Source organism: Streptococcus cristatus (genome assembly GCF_003943505.1).
Classification (GTDB): Bacteria; Bacillota; Bacilli; order Lactobacillales; family Streptococcaceae; genus Streptococcus; species Streptococcus cristatus_E.
Genome location: NZ_RJPS01000005.1, coordinates 16,004 through 33,539, shown reverse-complemented (window position 1 = coordinate 33,539; position 17,536 = coordinate 16,004). Strand labels below are relative to the sequence as shown.

Below are 17,536 nucleotides of genomic sequence, written 5' to 3'. Positions count from 1 at the left end.
TATGTTTGATGGATATTTTAAATACTTCCTTCATTTTGCACAACAATATTGCTTAGCGATAGCTGTTAATGTAAAAAAAAGATGGAAATATTTGTTGCTATTATGGCTCATGGTTTTAGCTATATATGTTTATCTAGGTGGCTCGATTATTTTTATACCTAAAACATTATTAATCATAACGGGGCTAATTGGTAGTTTAGCTGTTTGTGTAGATGGGAAAATACATAATAAAATATGTACAATGATTATCTTGATGGGGAGTATCTTTGCTTTCATAACTCCAGTTTTGGACGCTCCAGATGAGAATGCTCACTATTCGCGGGCTTTGTATATATCTGAAGGACATCTTTATTTACCTAGTAAACCAAAGGAATTTCAGGTTTCTAAAGATGTGGTTATAGCGGATAAAGTTATGAAAACACCTCTAATAAAATCGGGATTAGATAAGGTGCGAACATCATCAGATAAAGCCTATTATCCGCAATTTGTTGCGACGAATGCTTCCTCTTTTGTTCCATACTTACCTCAAGTAGTAGGTATTTTAATAGCAAAAATTCTGGGACTAAGTGTATTTGCATCTATAGTTTTGGGAAGACTCTCTAACTTAATTGTGTATTCATTATTGGTAAGATTGGCTATAAAAAAATCTAACGGAAAAGAATTATTATTCTCTACAATAGCCATGATACCGATGGCGGTTTATTTAGCTTCGTCTTTTAGTACTGATGGAATGGCGAATGGTTTAACTTTCTTACTGTTGGGAATATTTTGTAGTTTGGTAGGTCAGAATAAAGTGGATATGAAAGATATTTGTATTTTTGCATCTCTATGTTTATTAATGGCAACTATAAAACTTCCTTATGTCTTGCTTGTTGGCTTATTATTATTCATTCCTAAAAATAAATTTAAAAGCCGTCATACATACTTGTATATATTTACTGCAATTGTTTTCGTTGCAATAATTAGTTTCCTATGGTTACGTTTATCTAGTGGAATTAATATAACTCAGGTAAATGAAGTTGCGAATCCAGTTGAAAAATTAAAGTACACTTTCGCCCACTTAAAAACATTTTCGCTATTTTCTTTCAAAGAGATAATTAATTTAATTCCAAATTTACTCCCGTCCCTATTTACATTTGGTTGGTTAAGCTATGGTTTAGGAAATCTTATGTGGTTTTATCTTCCTTTTATTGCTTGTATCATATTTATGATTCCGCAATATAATCCATTACCTACTATTAGTAAGTTTGGAACATTGTTAGTAGGTTTCGGTATAACATTGGGAATTTTGATGACAGCCTATCTGATGTGGGGAAAAGTAACGGAAATGAGTTTTAATGGCATTCAAGGACGATATTTTATTGGAGTCATACTTTCAATGGGATTAGCATTAAATGTTTCGCACTTCTATGTTCCTACACCTGTCGTCTTGACTAATGAGGAAGAAGAGAGGAGGGATAGTCTCGTATTATTCATTGCGTTATTATTTATTGTTATGTCAATAGTATTGACAATTTTAGAATATTATGGTGTCAAAGCCTAGTTAAGGAGTTATAAATGAAAAAAGTTTATATTTTTATTGCTGTATTGCTATCTATGGTGTTTATAAACGTTTTGTCAGTAAGTGCAAACGATGGTGGAGTAGAAATGTATAGAATGTATAATCCAAATAGTGGAGAACATTTTTATACAGCAAGTTGGAATGAAAAAGAGATGCTAGTAGGTGTAGGGTGGCACTATGAGGGAATCGGTTGGATTGCTCCTCTGGAAGGTCAAGATGTTTACAGAATGTACAATCCAAATGCGGGTGATCATCACTATACTCTGAATGCAAATGAACGAGATTTCTTAATACGAGCTGGTTGGAGATATGAAGGAGTTTCATGGAAATCTTCAGGTCAGCATCCGTTGTATAGATTATATAATCCTAATGCAAAAGCTGGTAGTCATCATTATACTTTATCTGAAGGAGAGAAGGACTATTTGGTTCAAGTAGGATGGCGTTATGAAGGGATAAGTTGGAATGCTATCGGGCTGGGCAAACCAGTTTCTCATTCATCTAATAACTCTTCTGTAGAAAATCACTCAGGTACAATATCAGAAAGTGGAATTTATCCTAATTGTGAAGCTGCTAGGAGAGCAGGAGTTACCCCTATTTATCGTGGGCAACCGGGTTATAGTAGCAAGTTAGATAAAGACGGAGATGGAGTAGCGTGCGAAAAATGAGATGATTTATTGTCTATGTGTGTAGGAAAGGAAGAATATGACAATTTCAGTGATTGTTCCTTGCTTCAATGAAGAAGAGTCTATTCCTCTATTTCATGAAGCCATGGAAGCGGTGAAATATCAAATCCGTGACCAGTTTGAATATATTTTTGTCAATGACGGATCAACGGACCGGACCTTGGCTGTTTTGCGTGAGCTCAGCAGTCGCTGTGCAAATGTTCACTATCTGTCCTTTTCTCGTAATTTCGGCAAAGAAGCTGCCCTCTATGCTGGTTTGCAAGAGGCGAGTGGGGAATTTGTGACGGTCATGGATGTGGATTTGCAGGATCCGCCCGAGCTCCTGGTTGAGATGAAGGCCATGCTGGACACGAATCCCGAACTAGACTGCGTAGGAACCCGTCGCACGACTCGCGAGGGAGAACCACCTATCCGAAGCTTTTTTGCCAATTTGTTCTACAAGTTGATTAACAAGATTAGTCAGGTAGAGATGGTAGATGGTGCGCGGGACTTCCGACTGATGCGCCGTCAGATGGTAGCAGCCATTTTGGAGGTTTCAGAGTACAATCGCTTCTCCAAAGGAATTTTTGCCTGGGTTGGCTTCAACACCGAATACTTGGAATACAAAAATGTCGAACGAGTGGCTGGTAAGACCTCCTGGAATTTTTGGTCTCTATTCAACTATTCTTTAGAAGGTATTGTCAATTTCTCTGATGCGCCGCTCAACATCGCCTTTTTAGGAGGTATCCTGTCTTGGATTTTAGCCTTCATCCTGATGGCAGTAATTATTATCCGTACCTTGGTTTTTGGTGATCCCACATCTGGCTGGCCATCCCTCATGACCGTTATTCTCCTTCTTGGTGGCTTCCAGNTGTTGACCATCGGTATNNTNGGCAANTACATCGGCAAAATCTTCATGGAAACAAAGAAACGCCCTGTTTATGTGATTAAGGAGAAGAGTATGTAAAGAAGCAGATTTTTTCTGCTTTTTTTGGTATAATAAATCCATCGAATATTTATGATCTGAAAGGAAAAACAAATGATTTTAATTACAGGTGCGAATGGACAGTTGGGAACAGAGCTCCGCTATCTTTTGGATGAGCGCAACGAAGAGTATGTGGCTGTTGATGTGGCAGAAATGGATATTACCAATTCCCAAATGGTGGACAAGGTCTTTGCGGAAGTCAAGCCAAGCTTGGTCTATCACTGCGCAGCCTATACTGCAGTTGATGCGGCTGAGGACGAAGGAAAAGAGCTGGACTATGCCATCAATGTGACCGGGACCGAAAATGTGGCAAAAGCTGCAGAAGCACATGGAGCAACCTTGGTCTACATCTCAACAGACTATGTCTTTGACGGACAAAAGCCTGTCGGAGAGGAATGGGAAGTAGACGATCGACCAGATCCACAGACCGAGTATGGCCGTACCAAACGCATGGGTGAGGAGCTAGTTGAGAAATATTCCAGCCGTTTCTACATTATCCGTACTGCCTGGGTCTTTGGGAACTACGGTAAAAACTTTGTCTTTACCATGCAAAACCTTGCTAAGACACATAAAACTCTGACCGTAGTTAATGACCAGCATGGCCGTCCGACTTGGACTCGTACGCTGGCTGAATTTATGACCTATCTGGCTGAGAATCAAAAGGAATTTGGTTATTACCATCTGTCTAATGATGCGGCAGAGGATACAACTTGGTATGACTTTGCAGTGGAAATTCTCAAATATACGGATGTGGAAGTCCAGCCAGTTGATTCTAGCAAATTCCCAGCTAAGGCTAAGCGACCTTTCAACTCAACTATGAGTCTGGCCAAGGCCAAGGCTACAGGCTTTGTCATTCCAACTTGGCAGGATGCTTTGAAAGAGTTTTACAAGCAGGAAGTAAGGAAATAAGGCGTTGATAGACTAGTTCGCTTCGAACTAGTCTATTTAAGGCTTCATTACTTTATTAAGCCTAGTTGAAAGTTCCACAAATCACCAAGAAAATGATATAATAGACTAGATTGTAAATCTTTGAATTGAGGAAAAGCATGAGACATGTCTTCATCATCGGGAGTCGAGGACTTCCTGCTAAATATGGCGGATTTGAAACCTTTGTTGAAAAATTAGTAGAAAATAAGGTTTCTTCCCAAATCCAGTATCATGTAGCTTGTTTGTCGGATGATGAAGCTTTTCATCATTTTGATTACAAGGGAGTGGATTGCTTCACCATTAAGGCTCCTAAGTTGGGGCCGGCTCGAGTGATCGCCTATGATATGATGGCCATCAATTATTCTTTAAAGATAGTGCAAGAGCAGCAGATTGAGCGTCCAGTTTTTTATATTTTAGGCAATACAATCGGAGCCTTTGTGGCGCCTTTTGCGCATAAAATTCATAAAGCAGGCGGGACTTTCTTTATCAATCCAGATGGTCTGGAATGGAAGCGAGCTAAGTGGCCTAAGCCAGTTCAAGCCTATCTTAAATATTCTGAAAAGGTTATGACCAAGCATGCTGATCTGGTCATTGCGGACAACCAAGGCATTGAAAGCTATATAAAACGGTCCTATCCTTGGTCTAAGACGGCTTTCATTGCTTATGGGACAGACCTCCAGCTATCTTCTCTTGACTCTCAGGATGCTTGCGTGCGTGATTTTTTTGAGAAATGGCAGAGCAGAGAAAAGGAATATTATTTGATTGTTGGACGTTTTGTCCCAGAAAACAACTACAAGACCATCATTCGGGAATTTATGAAATCCAAAACCCAACGTGACTTGCTGATTATCTGCAATCATGAAGGCAATCCCTATTTTGAAGAGCTCAAGCAGAAAACCGGTTTTGACAAGGATTCTCGGATTAAGTTTGTCGGGACTGTTTATGATCAGGAATTACTCAAATACATCCGCAATCAAGCCTTTGCCTATTTGCATGGTCACGAAGTCGGTGGAACTAATCCCGGGCTTCTGGAAGCACTGGCTCAGACAGATGCCAATCTGGTGCTGGATGTGGACTTCAACCATCAAGTAGCCCAAGAAACAGCTTTGTATTGGCAAAAAGAGAAGGGGCAGTTGGCTCAGCTGATTGACCAAGTGGATGGTCAGATCGACTTTTCTGAGCTAGGCCAGGCGGCCAAAGAAAATATGAAAGAAAACTACACATGGGAAAAAATTGTAGGTGAATACGAGGAGCTATTTTTATCATGAAAGTGACTATTCTTCTGTCTACCTATAATGGGGAGCAATTTCTGGCAGAGCAGATTGAAAGTATTCAAGCCCAAACTTATAAGGACTGGCAGCTCTTGATTCGAGATGATGGCTCTAGTGATGGAACGCGAGCGATTATTGAGGATTTTTGCCAACAAGACGACCGGATCTTCTTTATCAATCCAGAAGAAACTCAAAATTTGGGTGTCATTAAGAGTTTTCATAGCTTGCTTAAATATCAGGATTCGGATGTTTACTTTTTTAGCGATCAGGATGATGTCTGGTTGCCGGATAAGTTGGCGATTCAGTTGGCGGCAGCAGAAAACTATGATGCTTCCGTACCTTTGTTGGTTTATATGGATTTAAAAGTGGTGGATCAGGAGCTAAATGTTGTTCACGAAAGTATGATTCGGACGCAGTCTGACCATGCCAATACAGAATTGATTCAAGAATTGACAGAAAATACGGTGACAGGTGGCGTTTCGATGATCAACCGCGCTCTGGCTGATTTGTGGACAGGGCAGGAGGAACATGAACTGCTTATGCACGATTGGTATCTGGGCTTGTTGGCTTCGGCTTTTGGGCAACTCGTTTATCTAGATCAGCCAGGTGAACTCTACCGCCAACATTCCAATAATGTGTTAGGAGCCCGAACTTTACGCAAGCGAATGAAGAACTGGATTCATCCTAGCCGTCTATTTGCTAAATATTGGAAATTGATAAAAGACAGTCAGACTCAGGCTCGCAACCTTCTCAGCCAGCCTCTGACAACTGAAAATAGAGAAATTATTGAAAATTTTGTGACAATCATGGAAGCCCCTTTTGCAGAGCGACTGCGACGCATTCGAAAGTATGGCTACAGAAAAAATCGTGCCTTTCATACTTTGGTTTTCACGACACTCATTCTCACAAAATTTGCTTATAAGGAGTAATATGCATGCTAGATTATTTTAGCCAAAAAAACTGGATTCTCTTGAGAGAGATGATTAAAACAGATTTTAAATTACGTTATCAAGGCTCTCTTATTGGCCACTTATGGTCTATTTTGAAACCTCTACTGCTATTTACAGTTATGTATTTAGTTTTTGTACGTTTTTTACGTTTCGATGATGGTACCCCTCATTACGCGGTATCGCTTCTCTTAGGGATGGTGACGTGGAACTTTTTCTCAGAAGCAACCAATATGGGCATGATGTCTATTGTGTCTAGAGGGGACTTGTTACGAAAGTTGAATTTTTCTAAGTCGATTATTGTCTATTCTGCTATTGCAGGTGCGGCAATAAACTATGCAATTAATTTATTGGTGGTTTTTGTTTTTGCGTTGATTAATGGTGTCTCATTTAGTTTTGGATGGTTAGTCATCATTCCTTTATTTTTAGAGCTGGTTTTAATGTCGGCTGGTTTTGCCTTTATGCTCTCTACGCTCTTTGTAAAATATCGCGATATTGGTCCAATTTGGGAAGTAGTTTTGCAGGCAGGCCTGTATGCGACACCAATCATTTATTCATTAACTTTTATTCTTCAGAGAGGACAAGTTACTTTTGCAAAATTAATGATGCTAAATCCTATTGCACAAATTATTCAAGATTTACGACACTTTGCAATTTATTCAGGGAGCATGCGAGGATGGGATTTGATTGAAAATCCATGGATTGGTCTGATTCCTTATTTATTGCCAGTAGTGATATTTGGACTTGGATATTATATCTTTAATAAAAATGCTAAGAGATTTGCGGAGATTCTATAATGTCAAATAATATTGCAGTAAAAGTTGACCATGTCAGTAAGTTTTTTAAACTGCCAACAGAGTCAACACAAAGTTTAAGAACAAGCCTAGTTAACCGCTTTCGAGGAATCAAAGGTTACAAAGAACAACATGTCCTAAAGGATATTTCCTTTGAAGTGGAAAAGGGAGATTTTTATGGAATTGTCGGCCGTAATGGTTCAGGAAAATCAACCCTTTTGAAAATCATTTCAGAGATTTATATTCCCGAAAAGGGGACAGTGACCATTGATGGCAAGTTGGTTTCCTTTATTGAGTTAGGTGTTGGCTTTAATCCAGAACTGACCGGTCGTGAAAATGTCTACATGAATGGTGCCATGCTAGGCTTCTCAACTGAAGAAGTAGATGCCATGTATGACGACATCGTAGAATTTGCTGAGCTGGGTGAGTTTATGAATCAAAAACTCAAAAATTATTCTAGCGGGATGCAGGTTCGCTTGGCCTTTTCAGTTGCAATCAAGGCTCAAGGGGATATTCTGATTTTGGATGAGGTTCTGGCTGTGGGGGACGAAGCCTTTCAGCGTAAGTGTAATGATTATTTCTTAGAAAGAAAGAATTCTGGTAAAACAACTATTCTGGTTACCCATGATATGGGAGCTGTCAAGAAATATTGTAATAAGGCTATTTTAATTGAAGATGGTTACATTAAAGCCAAAGGTGAGCCTAGAGATGTTGCCAATCAATATAGCTTTGATAATACAGAACAAGTAATCACTTCAGATCAACCGGGAATTGAAAGAAGTGGTTCAGTTGTTGAAAATTTGAAGTTATCACTATTGTCTTCTAAAAGAGCTACACCAAATGAACCAATTTCATTTGATTTTACGTATACCTTGCTAGAAGCTGTGCCAACTTATATTGCTATCTCATTTACAGATATTGATCGTAATATTTGGATTTATAATGATAATACGATGGATAATTTAACAAGTGGTAAGGGTGATGTTAAGGTAAACTATCAGTGTTCACTAGCAGGACTAAACGATATTAAGTTAAAACTTGAAATTACTGTGAGGGATGAGAATAATCAAGTTTTAGCCTTTCTTCCGACTGATGAGATTCCAGTTATTGTTCTAAATAGGGATGATATTGATGAAGATGATGAGTCAGCTAAAGATTCTGCAACTGGTATTATTCAAAGAAATGGGAAGTGGAGTTTTTCTTAAGAGAAAAAGGGAAGTTTGAATGAAAGTATCAATTATTTGTACCAATTATAATAAGGGGGATTGGGTACGAGAGGCTATAGATAGCTTTCTCAATCAGAAAACAAATTTTGATTTCGAGATTATTATCATTGATGATGCTTCAACAGATCATTCGTATGAGATTATTCAAGAATATCAAAATAAGTTTCCTGAAAAAGTTAGAACTTTTCGTAATGAAGTGAACCTTGGCATTACTAAAACTTGGAAAAAAATTTGCCGAGAAGCTGAAGGTCAATATATCGCAAGATGTGATAGTGATGATTTTTGGATTGACCCATTAAAACTTCAAAAGCAAGTTGATTTGTTGGATGCTTCAATTGATTCACTTTGGTCAAATACTGAATTTGATATGGTAGACTTAGACGGGAATCTTATCCAAAAAAATGCCTTTGCTAATAAGGCGCTTCCTTTGATTGATTCCTATGAAGAGATGCTTGTTATGAAAGGTATGACGATGGCTTCAACCTGGTTGGTTGATACCGCACTTATGCAAGATGTATCTGCTCAAATTAGCGATACAGCCGCAGACGATACATTTGAGTTACAACTTGAATTATTCAAACGCACTAAAATTTCTTTTTTGAGTGATTCCACCACTGTGTATCGTATGAATTTAGGGTCCGATTCAAAACCTATGACATTGGAGACTGCTGAAAAGCGGTTCACAGGTATCTTGGATTCTCAAATTAAATATCTCAACAAGTATCCAGATCAGGATATTCAAAGAATCTCACACTTAGCGCTTGTTAAGGATCGTGATTTGGATGTCTTAGTTTTTAAAAAAGATCGTCAGATAGAAGACTTAGATTTAAGACTGAATCAGGTGTCGCGAATTTCTCATGATCAAAATGAGTATATTGAAGTTTTGAAGAAAGAGAGTCAAGAGTTTCAAAATGAGTTGAATCGTTTACAGATTTTATATGATGACTTACAAAACCAATATAACAGTGTTGTTACTTCGAGAAGATGGACAATACTAACTAAAATTATTAATTTCTTTAGGAGAAGTAAATGAAACGTCTATTGCTTTATGTTCATTTTAATAAATATGATCATATTAGTCGGCATGTATTTTATCAACTTGAACATATGAGACCATTGTTTGATAAATTAGTTTTTATTTCAAATAGTCTTCTTAGTGAAAGTGAAGTACAAAAACTTCGTGATAAACACCTGATTGATGATTTTATCCAACGTGAGAATAAAGGTTACGATTTTGCTGCTTGGCATGATGGTATGAAATTTGTTGGATTTGATAACTTAAAACAGTATGATTCTGTCACTGTTATGAATGACACTTGTTTTGGTCCACTCTGGGACATGGCACCGATCTATGATAACTATGAATCAAACCCCAATGTAGATTTTTGGGGTATGACTAATCATCAAGGAATCAAAGCCGGTGATATTTATATTCATGAACATTTGCAATCTTACTTTATTTCATTTAAAAAACGCTTAGTTGAATCTAGTGTTTTCCAAAAATTCTGGAAATCAGTTGAGAGTTTCGAAGATGTTCAAAAGGTAATTGATAATTATGAAACTCTTTATACCAAGAAATTCATGGATGCTGGATTTAACTATGAATCTATTCTCAATACGATTCCATTAAATGACAAGTTTTTCCATAGCAATTTCACTATTCATTATCCCCATGTTTTGCTTGATGCAGGAGTGCCGTTCATCAAGGTTAAAACATTTGATTTAACTCAGCATCTAGCTCCTTATTTGCTTAAGGAAATCGAGAAAAGAACGAACTATCCAGTAGAATTTATCTTATCTCACATGTCAGATATGAGTTTACCAACTCCACCTTATTTACTTGATCGCAAAGTTATTGAGGAAAGTTCACAGACATATTCAGACACTAAAAAAATTGCTGTACATCTTCATACCTACTATGTTGACTTACTAGAAGACTTTTTAAAGCAATTTGAAAATTTTCACTTTACTTATGACCTCTTCCTAACTACGGATTCAGAAAAGAAAAAATTAGAAATTGAAACTGTTTTATCAAAACGTAATCAACCAGGGAAAGTATATATTACTGGAAATAAAGGTCGAGATATTATCCCAATGCTTAAATTGAGAGAAGAATTGAGTACCTATGATTATATCGGGCATTTCCATACTAAAAAATCTCCAGAATATCCATACTGGGTAGGAGATTCATGGAGAAATGAGCTATTTGACATGTTACTAAAACCGGCTGATTTGATCATGGCTAGTTTGGAAAATGATGAGCGTTTAGGATTAGTGATTGCAGATATCCCGACTTTTTTCCGATATACTAAGATTGTGGATCCATGGAATGAAAATAAATTTGCTGACGATATGAATATTCTTTGGGAGAGAATGAACATTAATCGTTCCATTGACTTCAATAAATTAAATACCTTTATTATGAGTTATGGAACATTCATTTGGTTCAAGTATGATGCCTTGAAACCACTCTTTGATTTAAATCTACAAGATGAGGATATTCCTTCGGAACCTCTTCCGCAACATACTATTTTACATTCTATCGAGAGAATTCTTGTTTATTTAGCTTGGTCACAAAGGTTTGATTATGCTATTTCTAAAAATGATATTTATATCACACCATTTGTAGATAACACTGTTTTAAATATTCGTCCAGATACTTTACCTAATACTTATATTAACTTTGATAATATCGGGGGAATCAAAGGCGCCTTAAAATATATTTATCGAGGGCCAGGTAGTGCGATAAAGTATATTATAAAAAAAATATTAATAAAGATAAATGGAACAAGAAATAATTTATCAGATAAAGAGGGAAGAAGTTAGTTGAAAAAAGAACTGAAATTTTTAGGTGACTATTATGAACAGATTTGTTTTATTTTAATTAGTTGTTTAATCTTAGATGTGACAGTTGTTAATATTAATGTCTCCTCAGCTTTTAGAATATTTACTATCAATTCCCCGTTCCTAATTTTTGAAATGATTATTAGTGGAATTGCATGCTGGTTGCTAGGACGCTATATTTCAAAATTTCTACGAAAAGAAACATTTATCGCTATTGTAGTTGTCTTTTTTATCTACATACTGTTTTCTTATCTGTTAGAAATCACAAGAAACTTGAACGATTTTTCTTATAAAATATGGGATATTGACAAGAATCATTTATGGCAAACTAATAGTTTATATTTAATAATTCCCATACTAGCTTTTGGAATTATTAACAAATATATTCTGAAAAAAGGTAAGCAGGAACCATTTAAAACTTTTAATATTAATTATCAGAACTTAAGTTTTATGGAGACATTAGTCGTTTCCCAGTTATTTATTATAATGTGTTTAACAGATTCTAAATTGCCAGCGGTAATGGATAAGCTTTCATTATTCTTAGAATTTACGAATACAAATAGTGAGCAATATATTTTTCGATTAATTGGTTTTGTTATCTACATTGTGCTAGTCTCTACAATTCCAAGCTTCGTACTTGTGAAAGGTATGAGAGATGTTATTAACAATCGTTCTAGTTTTTCAGTAGCATTTACATTTAGTGCACTTTTTGCGCTTATCTTCAATTACACAATTCAAGATAGTCTCAAAGCTGATGTAATCATATTAGATTTACGCTTATTTACAGGAGCAACACTTTTTCAGATTATTATCTTTTTTGCTTTATTTTTATTAATTTATTTAATTTGTAATAGTTTTTTATTCCCGACAATCATTTGTATATTTTTGGGAGTTGTTACAACTATTGCAAATAGTTTGAAATTTCAATTTAGGCAGGAGCCAATTCTTCCTAGTGACTTAGCTTGGTTGAAGACACCGAGAACCTTGCTAAGCTATGCAGATGGACATTATGGAATGTATATTTTACTTAGCGTTTCTATAGTAACAATATTCTATCTTGCTGTTAGAAAATATATTTTACCAAATAAATTAATCCAGAATTTCAAACATAGACTGGCTTTAATTTTACTAATCTGCAGTTTTTTTGCTACAGTTACAGGAATCTTTTCGTCTAAAAAAGATGGAAGAGTTGCAGAAAATATCCCTGTGATTTCTATTTTGAATAATTACCATGATCTAACTTGGTATGGCAATACGATTAATTCTCAATTACGATCATTGTCATTCGTATGGTTCTCGCAGATGTCAGAAAATGTGATGACACAGCCGAATGGTTATAGTCAGTCTAAGATTCGTTCTGTGGAAGAAAAGTATAAACAATTAGCAGATTCAATAAATACTACTAGGTCAAACCTAATAAGCGAGCAAACTGTAGTTTATGTTTTGAGTGAGAGTTTTTCTGATCCTGAAAGGCTTTCAGGCATATCAATTACAACAAATCCGATTCCAAATATTCGTGATGTCAAGTCACGAACGACAAGTGGTTTGATGCAATCAGACGGTTATGGTGGCAGAACTGCAAATATGGAGTTTCAAACAATTTCAGGACTTCCATACTATAATCTTTCACCAAGTATATCGGTTCTCTATACAGAAATTGTTCCTAGAATGAATGTATTTCCTGCAATTAGTGATCAATTTGAATCGAAGAATCGTATTGCCATACATTTAGCTGCTCCAACGAATTACTCTAGAGATATTATTTATAAGACATTAGGATATGATAAATTTATTTCTTTAGGAACTAGTGGATTATCTGTTTATAGACAAGGAGAGAATTATAGCGATGCTTCTACTTATCAGCTAGTGATAGATAACTTAAAGAAAGAACAAAATCAGTTTTTTTCAGTCATAACAATGCAGAATCATGCACCTTGGTCAGAAAGCGAGCCCTCAAATCTTATGGCACAAGGGGAGGGCTTTACAGCCAATGAGAATAACAAGTTAATAAACTATACTCGCTTGCTCTACCACACAGACAATGCGACCAAGGAGTTTCTAGATAAGCTTTCTAAAATTGATAAAAAGATAACAGTAGTCTTTTATGGTGATCACTTGCCAGGTCTATATCCTCAATCAGCTTTTAAGGATCATCCTGAAAATCAATATTTGACGGATTACTTTATCTGGAGCAATTATGAGACACCTAAATTGAACTATCCTTTGGTCAATTCTAGTGATTTTTCAGCCTTGCTACTTGAGCAGACCAATTCGAAAGTATCTCCTTACTACGCTTTATTGACGGAGGTTCTTCATAAGGCTAGTGTGGACAAGAAGGCACTGGATTCATCAGCTCAGGAAATTGCAGATGATTTGAAATTGATCGAATATGATATGATTGGTGGGAAAGGATATCTTTCGAAGGATTTCTTTGCTGTACCAGCAAAATAAAAAATAGAATAGGTTTACCAATTCTATTTTTTATTATTTTATGCTAAACTAGTAGTAAGGGGGTGAAGATATGATAAAGATTTTTGGGAAAGTACGCTATCATTGGCAACCAGAAATGTCGGTGTTGGTGATTTATTGGTCTTTGTCAGTCATTCCAATTTTTATAGGACTGGCCTTGATGTACGAAAGCTCCAGTGTTCCGACTCTTGTCCTCTTTTCATTCTTTTTGTTTATGGTCTTACTGGCTATCGGTGTGCATAGATATTTCACGATTTATGATGACGGTATTTTGCGCATTATTACGGCAAATCCTTTCACGCCAATTAAGATTGATATTTCAACGATTGAGAAGCTAGAAGTTACAAAAACGTCTATCACCCTTCATTTTACAGGGAAGAGTCGCAGCAGAACTTTCTGTATGCGGAAGTGGCCAAAAAAATATTTTGTTAACGCCCTAGCTTTAAATGAGCATTTTAAAGGCGAAGTGGAATTAGTAGATAATCTGACTCTTCTAGATTATTTTGAGGTCTACTATGGTGACCAATCTAAGAAAAATTAGTCTTTTAGTAAAGCTCGGGTTGGACAGTTTTTGATAGCCTCGAGAATCTCAGGCTGACTCTCAACCTCTTTTTCTAAGAGCTGGTCGTCTTGATAAAATTTGACAATGCCATTATCATGATAATCAAAGAGATCTGAGTAGGTCTGGCAGAGTCCGCAAGCAATGCAACGTTCGGGAATGAGTGTAACTTTCATACTCATATTGTAATAAGATTTTTAGAAAAACTCAAGGAGGAAGTCATGGAAAAAGAACCATGGGAAGCAGATGTATATGATAATGGAGCAGAGAAATTGAATCGCAGAAAGAAAAGTCAGGCGAGTAAAGTTGATCGCTGGCTGACAATAATAGCAGCTGTTTTTCTAGTGATGGTCATTGCTATGGCACTATTTTTCGCCTACCTCTCTACTGGCGGAAGTAATAAAAAGACCGTTATGGATGGATTTTATGGTACTTCTAATGCAGCTGCATCTTCAAGTAGTAGTGCGGAACAACCAGCTCCATCAGAGCAACCAAGTGAATCAGAAGAAAAGCCAACTCAGTCTTCAGAAGGTACCTTGACTGTTCAGCCTGGTGAAGGAGAGGCTGCGATTGCAGCGCGTGCAGGTATCTCTATTGCAAAATTGGAGCAATTAAATCCGTCGCACATGTCTACTGGTTCTTGGTATGCTAACCCAGGTGATATTGTTAAGATTCAGTAGGAGCGGGTTATGAAACAGATTCAGATTGCGATTGATGGACCTGCTTCAAGTGGAAAATCCACTGTTGCAAAGATTATTGCCAAAGATTTTAATTATACCTATTTGGATACGGGTGCCATGTACCGCGCAGCCACTTATCTGGCTCTGCGAAATCATCTGACTGAAAATGATGTAGATGAGATCGTAGCCTTGCTCGAGACTTATTCGATTAGTTTTGGTCGTTCTGAAAATGGTGAGCAGCTAGTGTTTGTAGGAGATGTTGATGTTACTCATCCGATTCGAGAAAATGAAGTGACCAACAATGTTTCTTGGGTTGCTGCTATTCCGCAGGTTCGGGAAAAATTAGTGGCCCTCCAGCAGTTGATTGCCGCGCAAGGCGGTATCGTTATGGATGGACGGGATATTGGAACCGTCGTTTTGCCCAATGCGGAACTGAAAATTTTTCTAGTGGCTTCGGTTGAGGAAAGAGCAGAGCGCCGCTACAAGGAGAATCTTGAAAAAGGGATTCCAGCTGATTTGGAAACTCTCAAAAAGGAAATAGCGGAGCGGGACTACAAGGATAGTCATCGCGAAGTATCACCCTTGAAGCCAGCGGCTGACTCCATTCATTTTGATACGACAGGCATTGGAATTGTAGAAGTTGTCAAATTTATTGAAGAAAAAGCGAAAAAAATCATTGACAAATAAAAAGAAACTTGGTATGATAGTAGAGTTGAGAAAAGCAGAAGTGAGAACTTCTCGCCTTGCGACTAACGTTGTCTGGCTCTACAGGATTCAGTTTCAGTGATGAAATACTATCATGTAGTGCGGGTTTGCGTTAGCAGGTCCGCACTTGTTTTTCTCGAAAAATAAAAAAAGAGGTGAAAACCATAGCAAAACAAGACTTATTCATCAATGATGAAATTCGTGTGCGTGAAGTTCGGTTGATCGGTCTTGACGGCGAACAATTAGGTATTAAACCGCTTAGCGAAGCGCAATCTCTTGCGGATAAAGCGAATGTCGATTTGGTCCTGATTCAGCCACAAGCTAAACCACCTGTTGCGAAAATTATGGACTATGGCAAGTTCAAGTTTGAGTATCAGAAAAAGCAGAAAGAACAACGTAAAAAACAAAGCGTTGTCACTGTGAAAGAAGTACGTCTCAGTCCTACCATTGATAAAGGGGACTTTGATACAAAACTTCGTAACGCACGCAAGTTCCTTGAAAAAGGAAATAAAGTTAAGGTATCCATTCGCTTTAAAGGCCGGATGATTACCCACAAAGAAATCGGGGCTAAGGTCTTGGCAGACTTTGCTGAAGCAACTCAAGATGTTGCAATCATTGAGCAAAAGCCTAAGATGGATGGACGTCAAATGTTCATGCAAATGGCACCGATTAGTGACAAAAAATAAACTGTCAAAAAGTTAGAAAAAGGAGATTTTATCATGCCAAAACAAAAAACACACCGCGCATCAGCTAAACGTTTCAAACGTACAGGTTCTGGTGGCTTGAAGCGTTTCCGTGCTTACACTTCTCACCGTTTCCACGGAAAAACTAAGAAACAACGTCGTCATCTTCGTAAAGCATCAATGGTTTCTGCAGGAGATTTCAAACGTATCAAAGCAATGCTTACAGGTCTTAAATAAGAGATTTTGTGACAATTATCTAGGAAATATTTGGAGGAAATAAAACATGGCACGTGTTAAAGGTGGCGTTGTATCACGCAAACGTCGTAAACGTATTTTAAAATTAGCTAAAGGTTACTATGGAGCAAAACACATCTTGTTCCGTACTGCAAAAGAGCAAGTAATGAACTCTTACTACTATGCATACCGTGACCGTCGTCAGAAAAAACGTGACTTCCGCAAATTGTGGATCACTCGTATCAATGCGGCAGCTCGTATGAACGGACTTTCATACTCACAATTGATGCATGGTTTGAAATTGGCTGAGATCGAAGTTAACCGTAAAATGCTTGCTGACTTGGCTGTTAATGATGCAGCAGCTTTCACAGCTCTTGCAGATGCAGCTAAAGCTAAACTTGCTAAATAAGAATACAAAAAGTTGAAACATCGTTTCAACTTTTTTCTTGTCAGGATGACAATCTCCAAGTGTTTTAGTATAATTAGTATAATATAGTGAGAATGGATGGAGGAGTGAATGATGATGTCAAATCGGTTAGCTTGGGATGAATATTTTGCGGCACAGGCACTTTTGATTGCCAATCGTTCGACTTGCAAACGCGCCAAGGTCGGAGCTGTCTTAGTCAAGGATAATAAGGTCATATCGACCGGCTACAATGGCTCCGTTTCAGGAACAGAGCACTGTATTGATCATGAGTGTTTGGTCATCGATGGTCATTGCGTGCGAACCTTGCATGCAGAGGTCAATGCTATTTTGCAGGGAGCTGAGAGGGGCGTTCCTAAGGGATTTACGGCTTATGTGACTCATTTTCCCTGTTTAAACTGTACCAAGCAACTGCTTCAGGTTGGCTGTAAGCGCGTGGTCTACATCAACCAATATCGGATAGATGATTATGCTCAGTACCTTTACAAGGAAAAACAAGTGGAACTGGTACATTTGCCGATAGAAGATGTGAAAGAGGCCATTGCTCAGACGGAGTTGGTATAGG

19 protein-coding genes and 1 other annotated feature are annotated in these 17,536 nt (G+C 37.4%); of the genes, 18 read left to right on the top strand and 1 reads right to left on the bottom strand.

Translation table 11 applies throughout. From position 1 onward, the window contains the following. Position 1: 1 nt before the first annotated feature. The 12 genes from D8792_RS05545 (at position 2) to D8792_RS05490 (ending at position 14,227) form a co-directional block, all read left to right on the top strand. Positions 2–1,543: a DUF2142 domain-containing protein gene (locus D8792_RS05545; RefSeq protein WP_260470231.1), complete on the top strand. Its 1,542-nt coding sequence runs from the start codon at positions 2–4 to the stop codon at positions 1,541–1,543. 14 nt (positions 1,544–1,557) lie between these two features. Beyond that, positions 1,558–2,226, top strand: a complete 669-nt coding sequence (locus D8792_RS05540; RefSeq protein ID WP_125373234.1) for an excalibur calcium-binding domain-containing protein — start codon at positions 1,558–1,560, stop codon at positions 2,224–2,226. Positions 2,227–2,263: 37 nt separating this feature from the next. Beyond that, positions 2,264–3,190, top strand: coding sequence for a glycosyltransferase family 2 protein (locus tag D8792_RS05535; RefSeq protein WP_125373233.1), 927 nt, complete (start codon positions 2,264–2,266; stop codon positions 3,188–3,190). Between the two features lie 72 nt (positions 3,191–3,262). Beyond that, positions 3,263–4,117 (top strand): dTDP-4-dehydrorhamnose reductase, encoded by an 855-nt coding sequence (gene rfbD / locus D8792_RS05530; RefSeq protein WP_125373232.1) that lies wholly within the window; start codon positions 3,263–3,265, stop codon positions 4,115–4,117. A gap of 137 nt (positions 4,118–4,254) precedes the next feature. Continuing rightward, complete coding sequence (cps2T, locus tag D8792_RS05525) at positions 4,255–5,403, top strand: beta 1-4 rhamnosyltransferase Cps2T (protein WP_125373231.1); 1,149 nt, start codon at positions 4,255–4,257, stop codon at positions 5,401–5,403. Continuing rightward, entirely contained in the window at positions 5,400–6,335 is a 936-nt protein-coding gene (locus D8792_RS05520; RefSeq protein WP_125373230.1) for a glycosyltransferase family 2 protein, read from the top strand. Before cps2T ends, D8792_RS05520 begins: the two co-directional genes overlap by 4 nt. 5 nt (positions 6,336–6,340) lie before the next feature. Continuing rightward, positions 6,341–7,150: an ABC transporter permease gene (locus D8792_RS05515; RefSeq protein ID WP_125373229.1), complete on the top strand. Its 810-nt coding sequence runs from the start codon at positions 6,341–6,343 to the stop codon at positions 7,148–7,150. Beyond that, on the top strand, positions 7,150–8,352 hold the full coding sequence (locus tag D8792_RS05510; protein ID WP_125373228.1) for an ABC transporter ATP-binding protein: 1,203 nt from the start codon (positions 7,150–7,152) through the stop codon (positions 8,350–8,352). Before D8792_RS05515 ends, D8792_RS05510 begins: the two co-directional genes overlap by 1 nt. 19 nt (positions 8,353–8,371) lie before the next feature. Beyond that, the gene (locus D8792_RS05505) at positions 8,372–9,406 is read left to right on the top strand and encodes a glycosyltransferase family 2 protein (RefSeq protein ID WP_125373227.1); all 1,035 of its coding nucleotides are present in this window, start codon (positions 8,372–8,374) and stop codon (positions 9,404–9,406) included. Further along, positions 9,403–11,199: a rhamnan synthesis F family protein gene (locus D8792_RS05500; protein ID WP_125373226.1), complete on the top strand. Its 1,797-nt coding sequence runs from the start codon at positions 9,403–9,405 to the stop codon at positions 11,197–11,199. The genes D8792_RS05505 and D8792_RS05500 overlap by 4 nt, the downstream gene beginning before the upstream one ends. Before the next feature lie 12 nt (positions 11,200–11,211). Further along, complete coding sequence (locus D8792_RS05495; protein ID WP_185758410.1) at positions 11,212–13,668, top strand: LTA synthase family protein; 2,457 nt, start codon at positions 11,212–11,214, stop codon at positions 13,666–13,668. A gap of 70 nt (positions 13,669–13,738) precedes the next feature. Further along, on the top strand, positions 13,739–14,227 hold the full coding sequence (locus D8792_RS05490; RefSeq protein WP_045499491.1) for an EbsA family protein: 489 nt from the start codon (positions 13,739–13,741) through the stop codon (positions 14,225–14,227). On the opposite strand, the gene D8792_RS05485 is transcribed toward D8792_RS05490, so the two are convergent. Beyond that, positions 14,224–14,421: a ferredoxin gene (locus D8792_RS05485; RefSeq protein ID WP_306452468.1), complete on the bottom strand. Its 198-nt coding sequence runs from the start codon at positions 14,419–14,421 to the stop codon at positions 14,224–14,226. The genes D8792_RS05490 and D8792_RS05485 overlap by 4 nt on opposite strands. 45 nt (positions 14,422–14,466) lie before the next feature. On the opposite strand from D8792_RS05485, the gene D8792_RS05480 reads away from it, so the two are divergent. The 6 genes from D8792_RS05480 (at position 14,467) to D8792_RS05455 (ending at position 17,535) form a co-directional block, all read left to right on the top strand. Further along, the gene (locus tag D8792_RS05480; protein ID WP_125373224.1) at positions 14,467–14,925 is read left to right on the top strand and encodes an SAG1386/EF1546 family surface-associated protein; all 459 of its coding nucleotides are present in this window, start codon (positions 14,467–14,469) and stop codon (positions 14,923–14,925) included. Positions 14,926–14,934: 9 nt separating this feature from the next. Continuing rightward, positions 14,935–15,612 carry a (d)CMP kinase gene (gene cmk, locus D8792_RS05475; protein WP_125373223.1) on the top strand — a complete coding sequence of 226 codons (678 nt, stop codon included), beginning with the start codon at positions 14,935–14,937 and terminating at the stop codon, positions 15,610–15,612. 26 nt (positions 15,613–15,638) lie between these two features. After that, positions 15,639–15,769 (top strand) — a sequence feature (ribosomal protein L20 leader region). Between the two features lie 16 nt (positions 15,770–15,785). Beyond that, a complete protein-coding gene (gene infC, locus D8792_RS05470; protein ID WP_125373222.1) occupies positions 15,786–16,316 on the top strand; it encodes a translation initiation factor IF-3 in 531 nt (176 codons plus the stop codon). A 33-nt stretch (positions 16,317–16,349) separates the two neighbouring features. Continuing rightward, on the top strand, positions 16,350–16,550 hold the full coding sequence (rpmI, locus tag D8792_RS05465; protein ID WP_015604488.1) for a 50S ribosomal protein L35: 201 nt from the start codon (positions 16,350–16,352) through the stop codon (positions 16,548–16,550). Between the two features lie 46 nt (positions 16,551–16,596). Further along, positions 16,597–16,956 carry a 50S ribosomal protein L20 gene (gene rplT, locus D8792_RS05460; protein ID WP_003003310.1) on the top strand — a complete coding sequence of 120 codons (360 nt, stop codon included), beginning with the start codon at positions 16,597–16,599 and terminating at the stop codon, positions 16,954–16,956. Positions 16,957–17,067: 111 nt separating this feature from the next. Then, complete coding sequence (locus D8792_RS05455) at positions 17,068–17,535, top strand: deoxycytidylate deaminase (protein ID WP_125373337.1); 468 nt, start codon at positions 17,068–17,070, stop codon at positions 17,533–17,535. Position 17,536: the final 1 nt, after the last annotated feature.

Bases quoted from the DNA above. Each gene is read 5' to 3' on its own strand.
- D8792_RS05545 (WP_260470231.1), top strand. From the start codon at position 2: ATGTTTGATGGATATTTTAAATACTTCCTTCATTTTGCACAACAATAT.
- D8792_RS05540 (WP_125373234.1), top strand. From the start codon at position 1,558: ATGAAAAAAGTTTATATTTTTATTGCTGTATTGCTATCTATGGTGTTT.
- rfbD (WP_125373232.1), top strand. From the start codon at position 3,263: ATGATTTTAATTACAGGTGCGAATGGACAGTTGGGAACAGAGCTCCGC.
- cps2T (WP_125373231.1), top strand. From the start codon at position 4,255: ATGAGACATGTCTTCATCATCGGGAGTCGAGGACTTCCTGCTAAATAT.
- D8792_RS05520 (WP_125373230.1), top strand. From the start codon at position 5,400: ATGAAAGTGACTATTCTTCTGTCTACCTATAATGGGGAGCAATTTCTG.
- D8792_RS05515 (WP_125373229.1), top strand. From the start codon at position 6,341: ATGCTAGATTATTTTAGCCAAAAAAACTGGATTCTCTTGAGAGAGATG.
- D8792_RS05510 (WP_125373228.1), top strand. From the start codon at position 7,150: ATGTCAAATAATATTGCAGTAAAAGTTGACCATGTCAGTAAGTTTTTT.
- D8792_RS05505 (WP_125373227.1), top strand. From the start codon at position 8,372: ATGAAAGTATCAATTATTTGTACCAATTATAATAAGGGGGATTGGGTA.
- D8792_RS05500 (WP_125373226.1), top strand. From the start codon at position 9,403: ATGAAACGTCTATTGCTTTATGTTCATTTTAATAAATATGATCATATT.
- D8792_RS05490 (WP_045499491.1), top strand. From the start codon at position 13,739: ATGATAAAGATTTTTGGGAAAGTACGCTATCATTGGCAACCAGAAATG.
- D8792_RS05485 (WP_306452468.1), bottom strand. From the start codon at position 14,421: ATGAAAGTTACACTCATTCCCGAACGTTGCATTGCTTGCGGACTCTGC.
- D8792_RS05480 (WP_125373224.1), top strand. From the start codon at position 14,467: ATGGAAAAAGAACCATGGGAAGCAGATGTATATGATAATGGAGCAGAG.
- cmk (WP_125373223.1), top strand. From the start codon at position 14,935: ATGAAACAGATTCAGATTGCGATTGATGGACCTGCTTCAAGTGGAAAA.
- rpmI (WP_015604488.1), top strand. From the start codon at position 16,350: ATGCCAAAACAAAAAACACACCGCGCATCAGCTAAACGTTTCAAACGT.
- rplT (WP_003003310.1), top strand. From the start codon at position 16,597: ATGGCACGTGTTAAAGGTGGCGTTGTATCACGCAAACGTCGTAAACGT.
- D8792_RS05455 (WP_125373337.1), top strand. From the start codon at position 17,068: ATGATGTCAAATCGGTTAGCTTGGGATGAATATTTTGCGGCACAGGCA.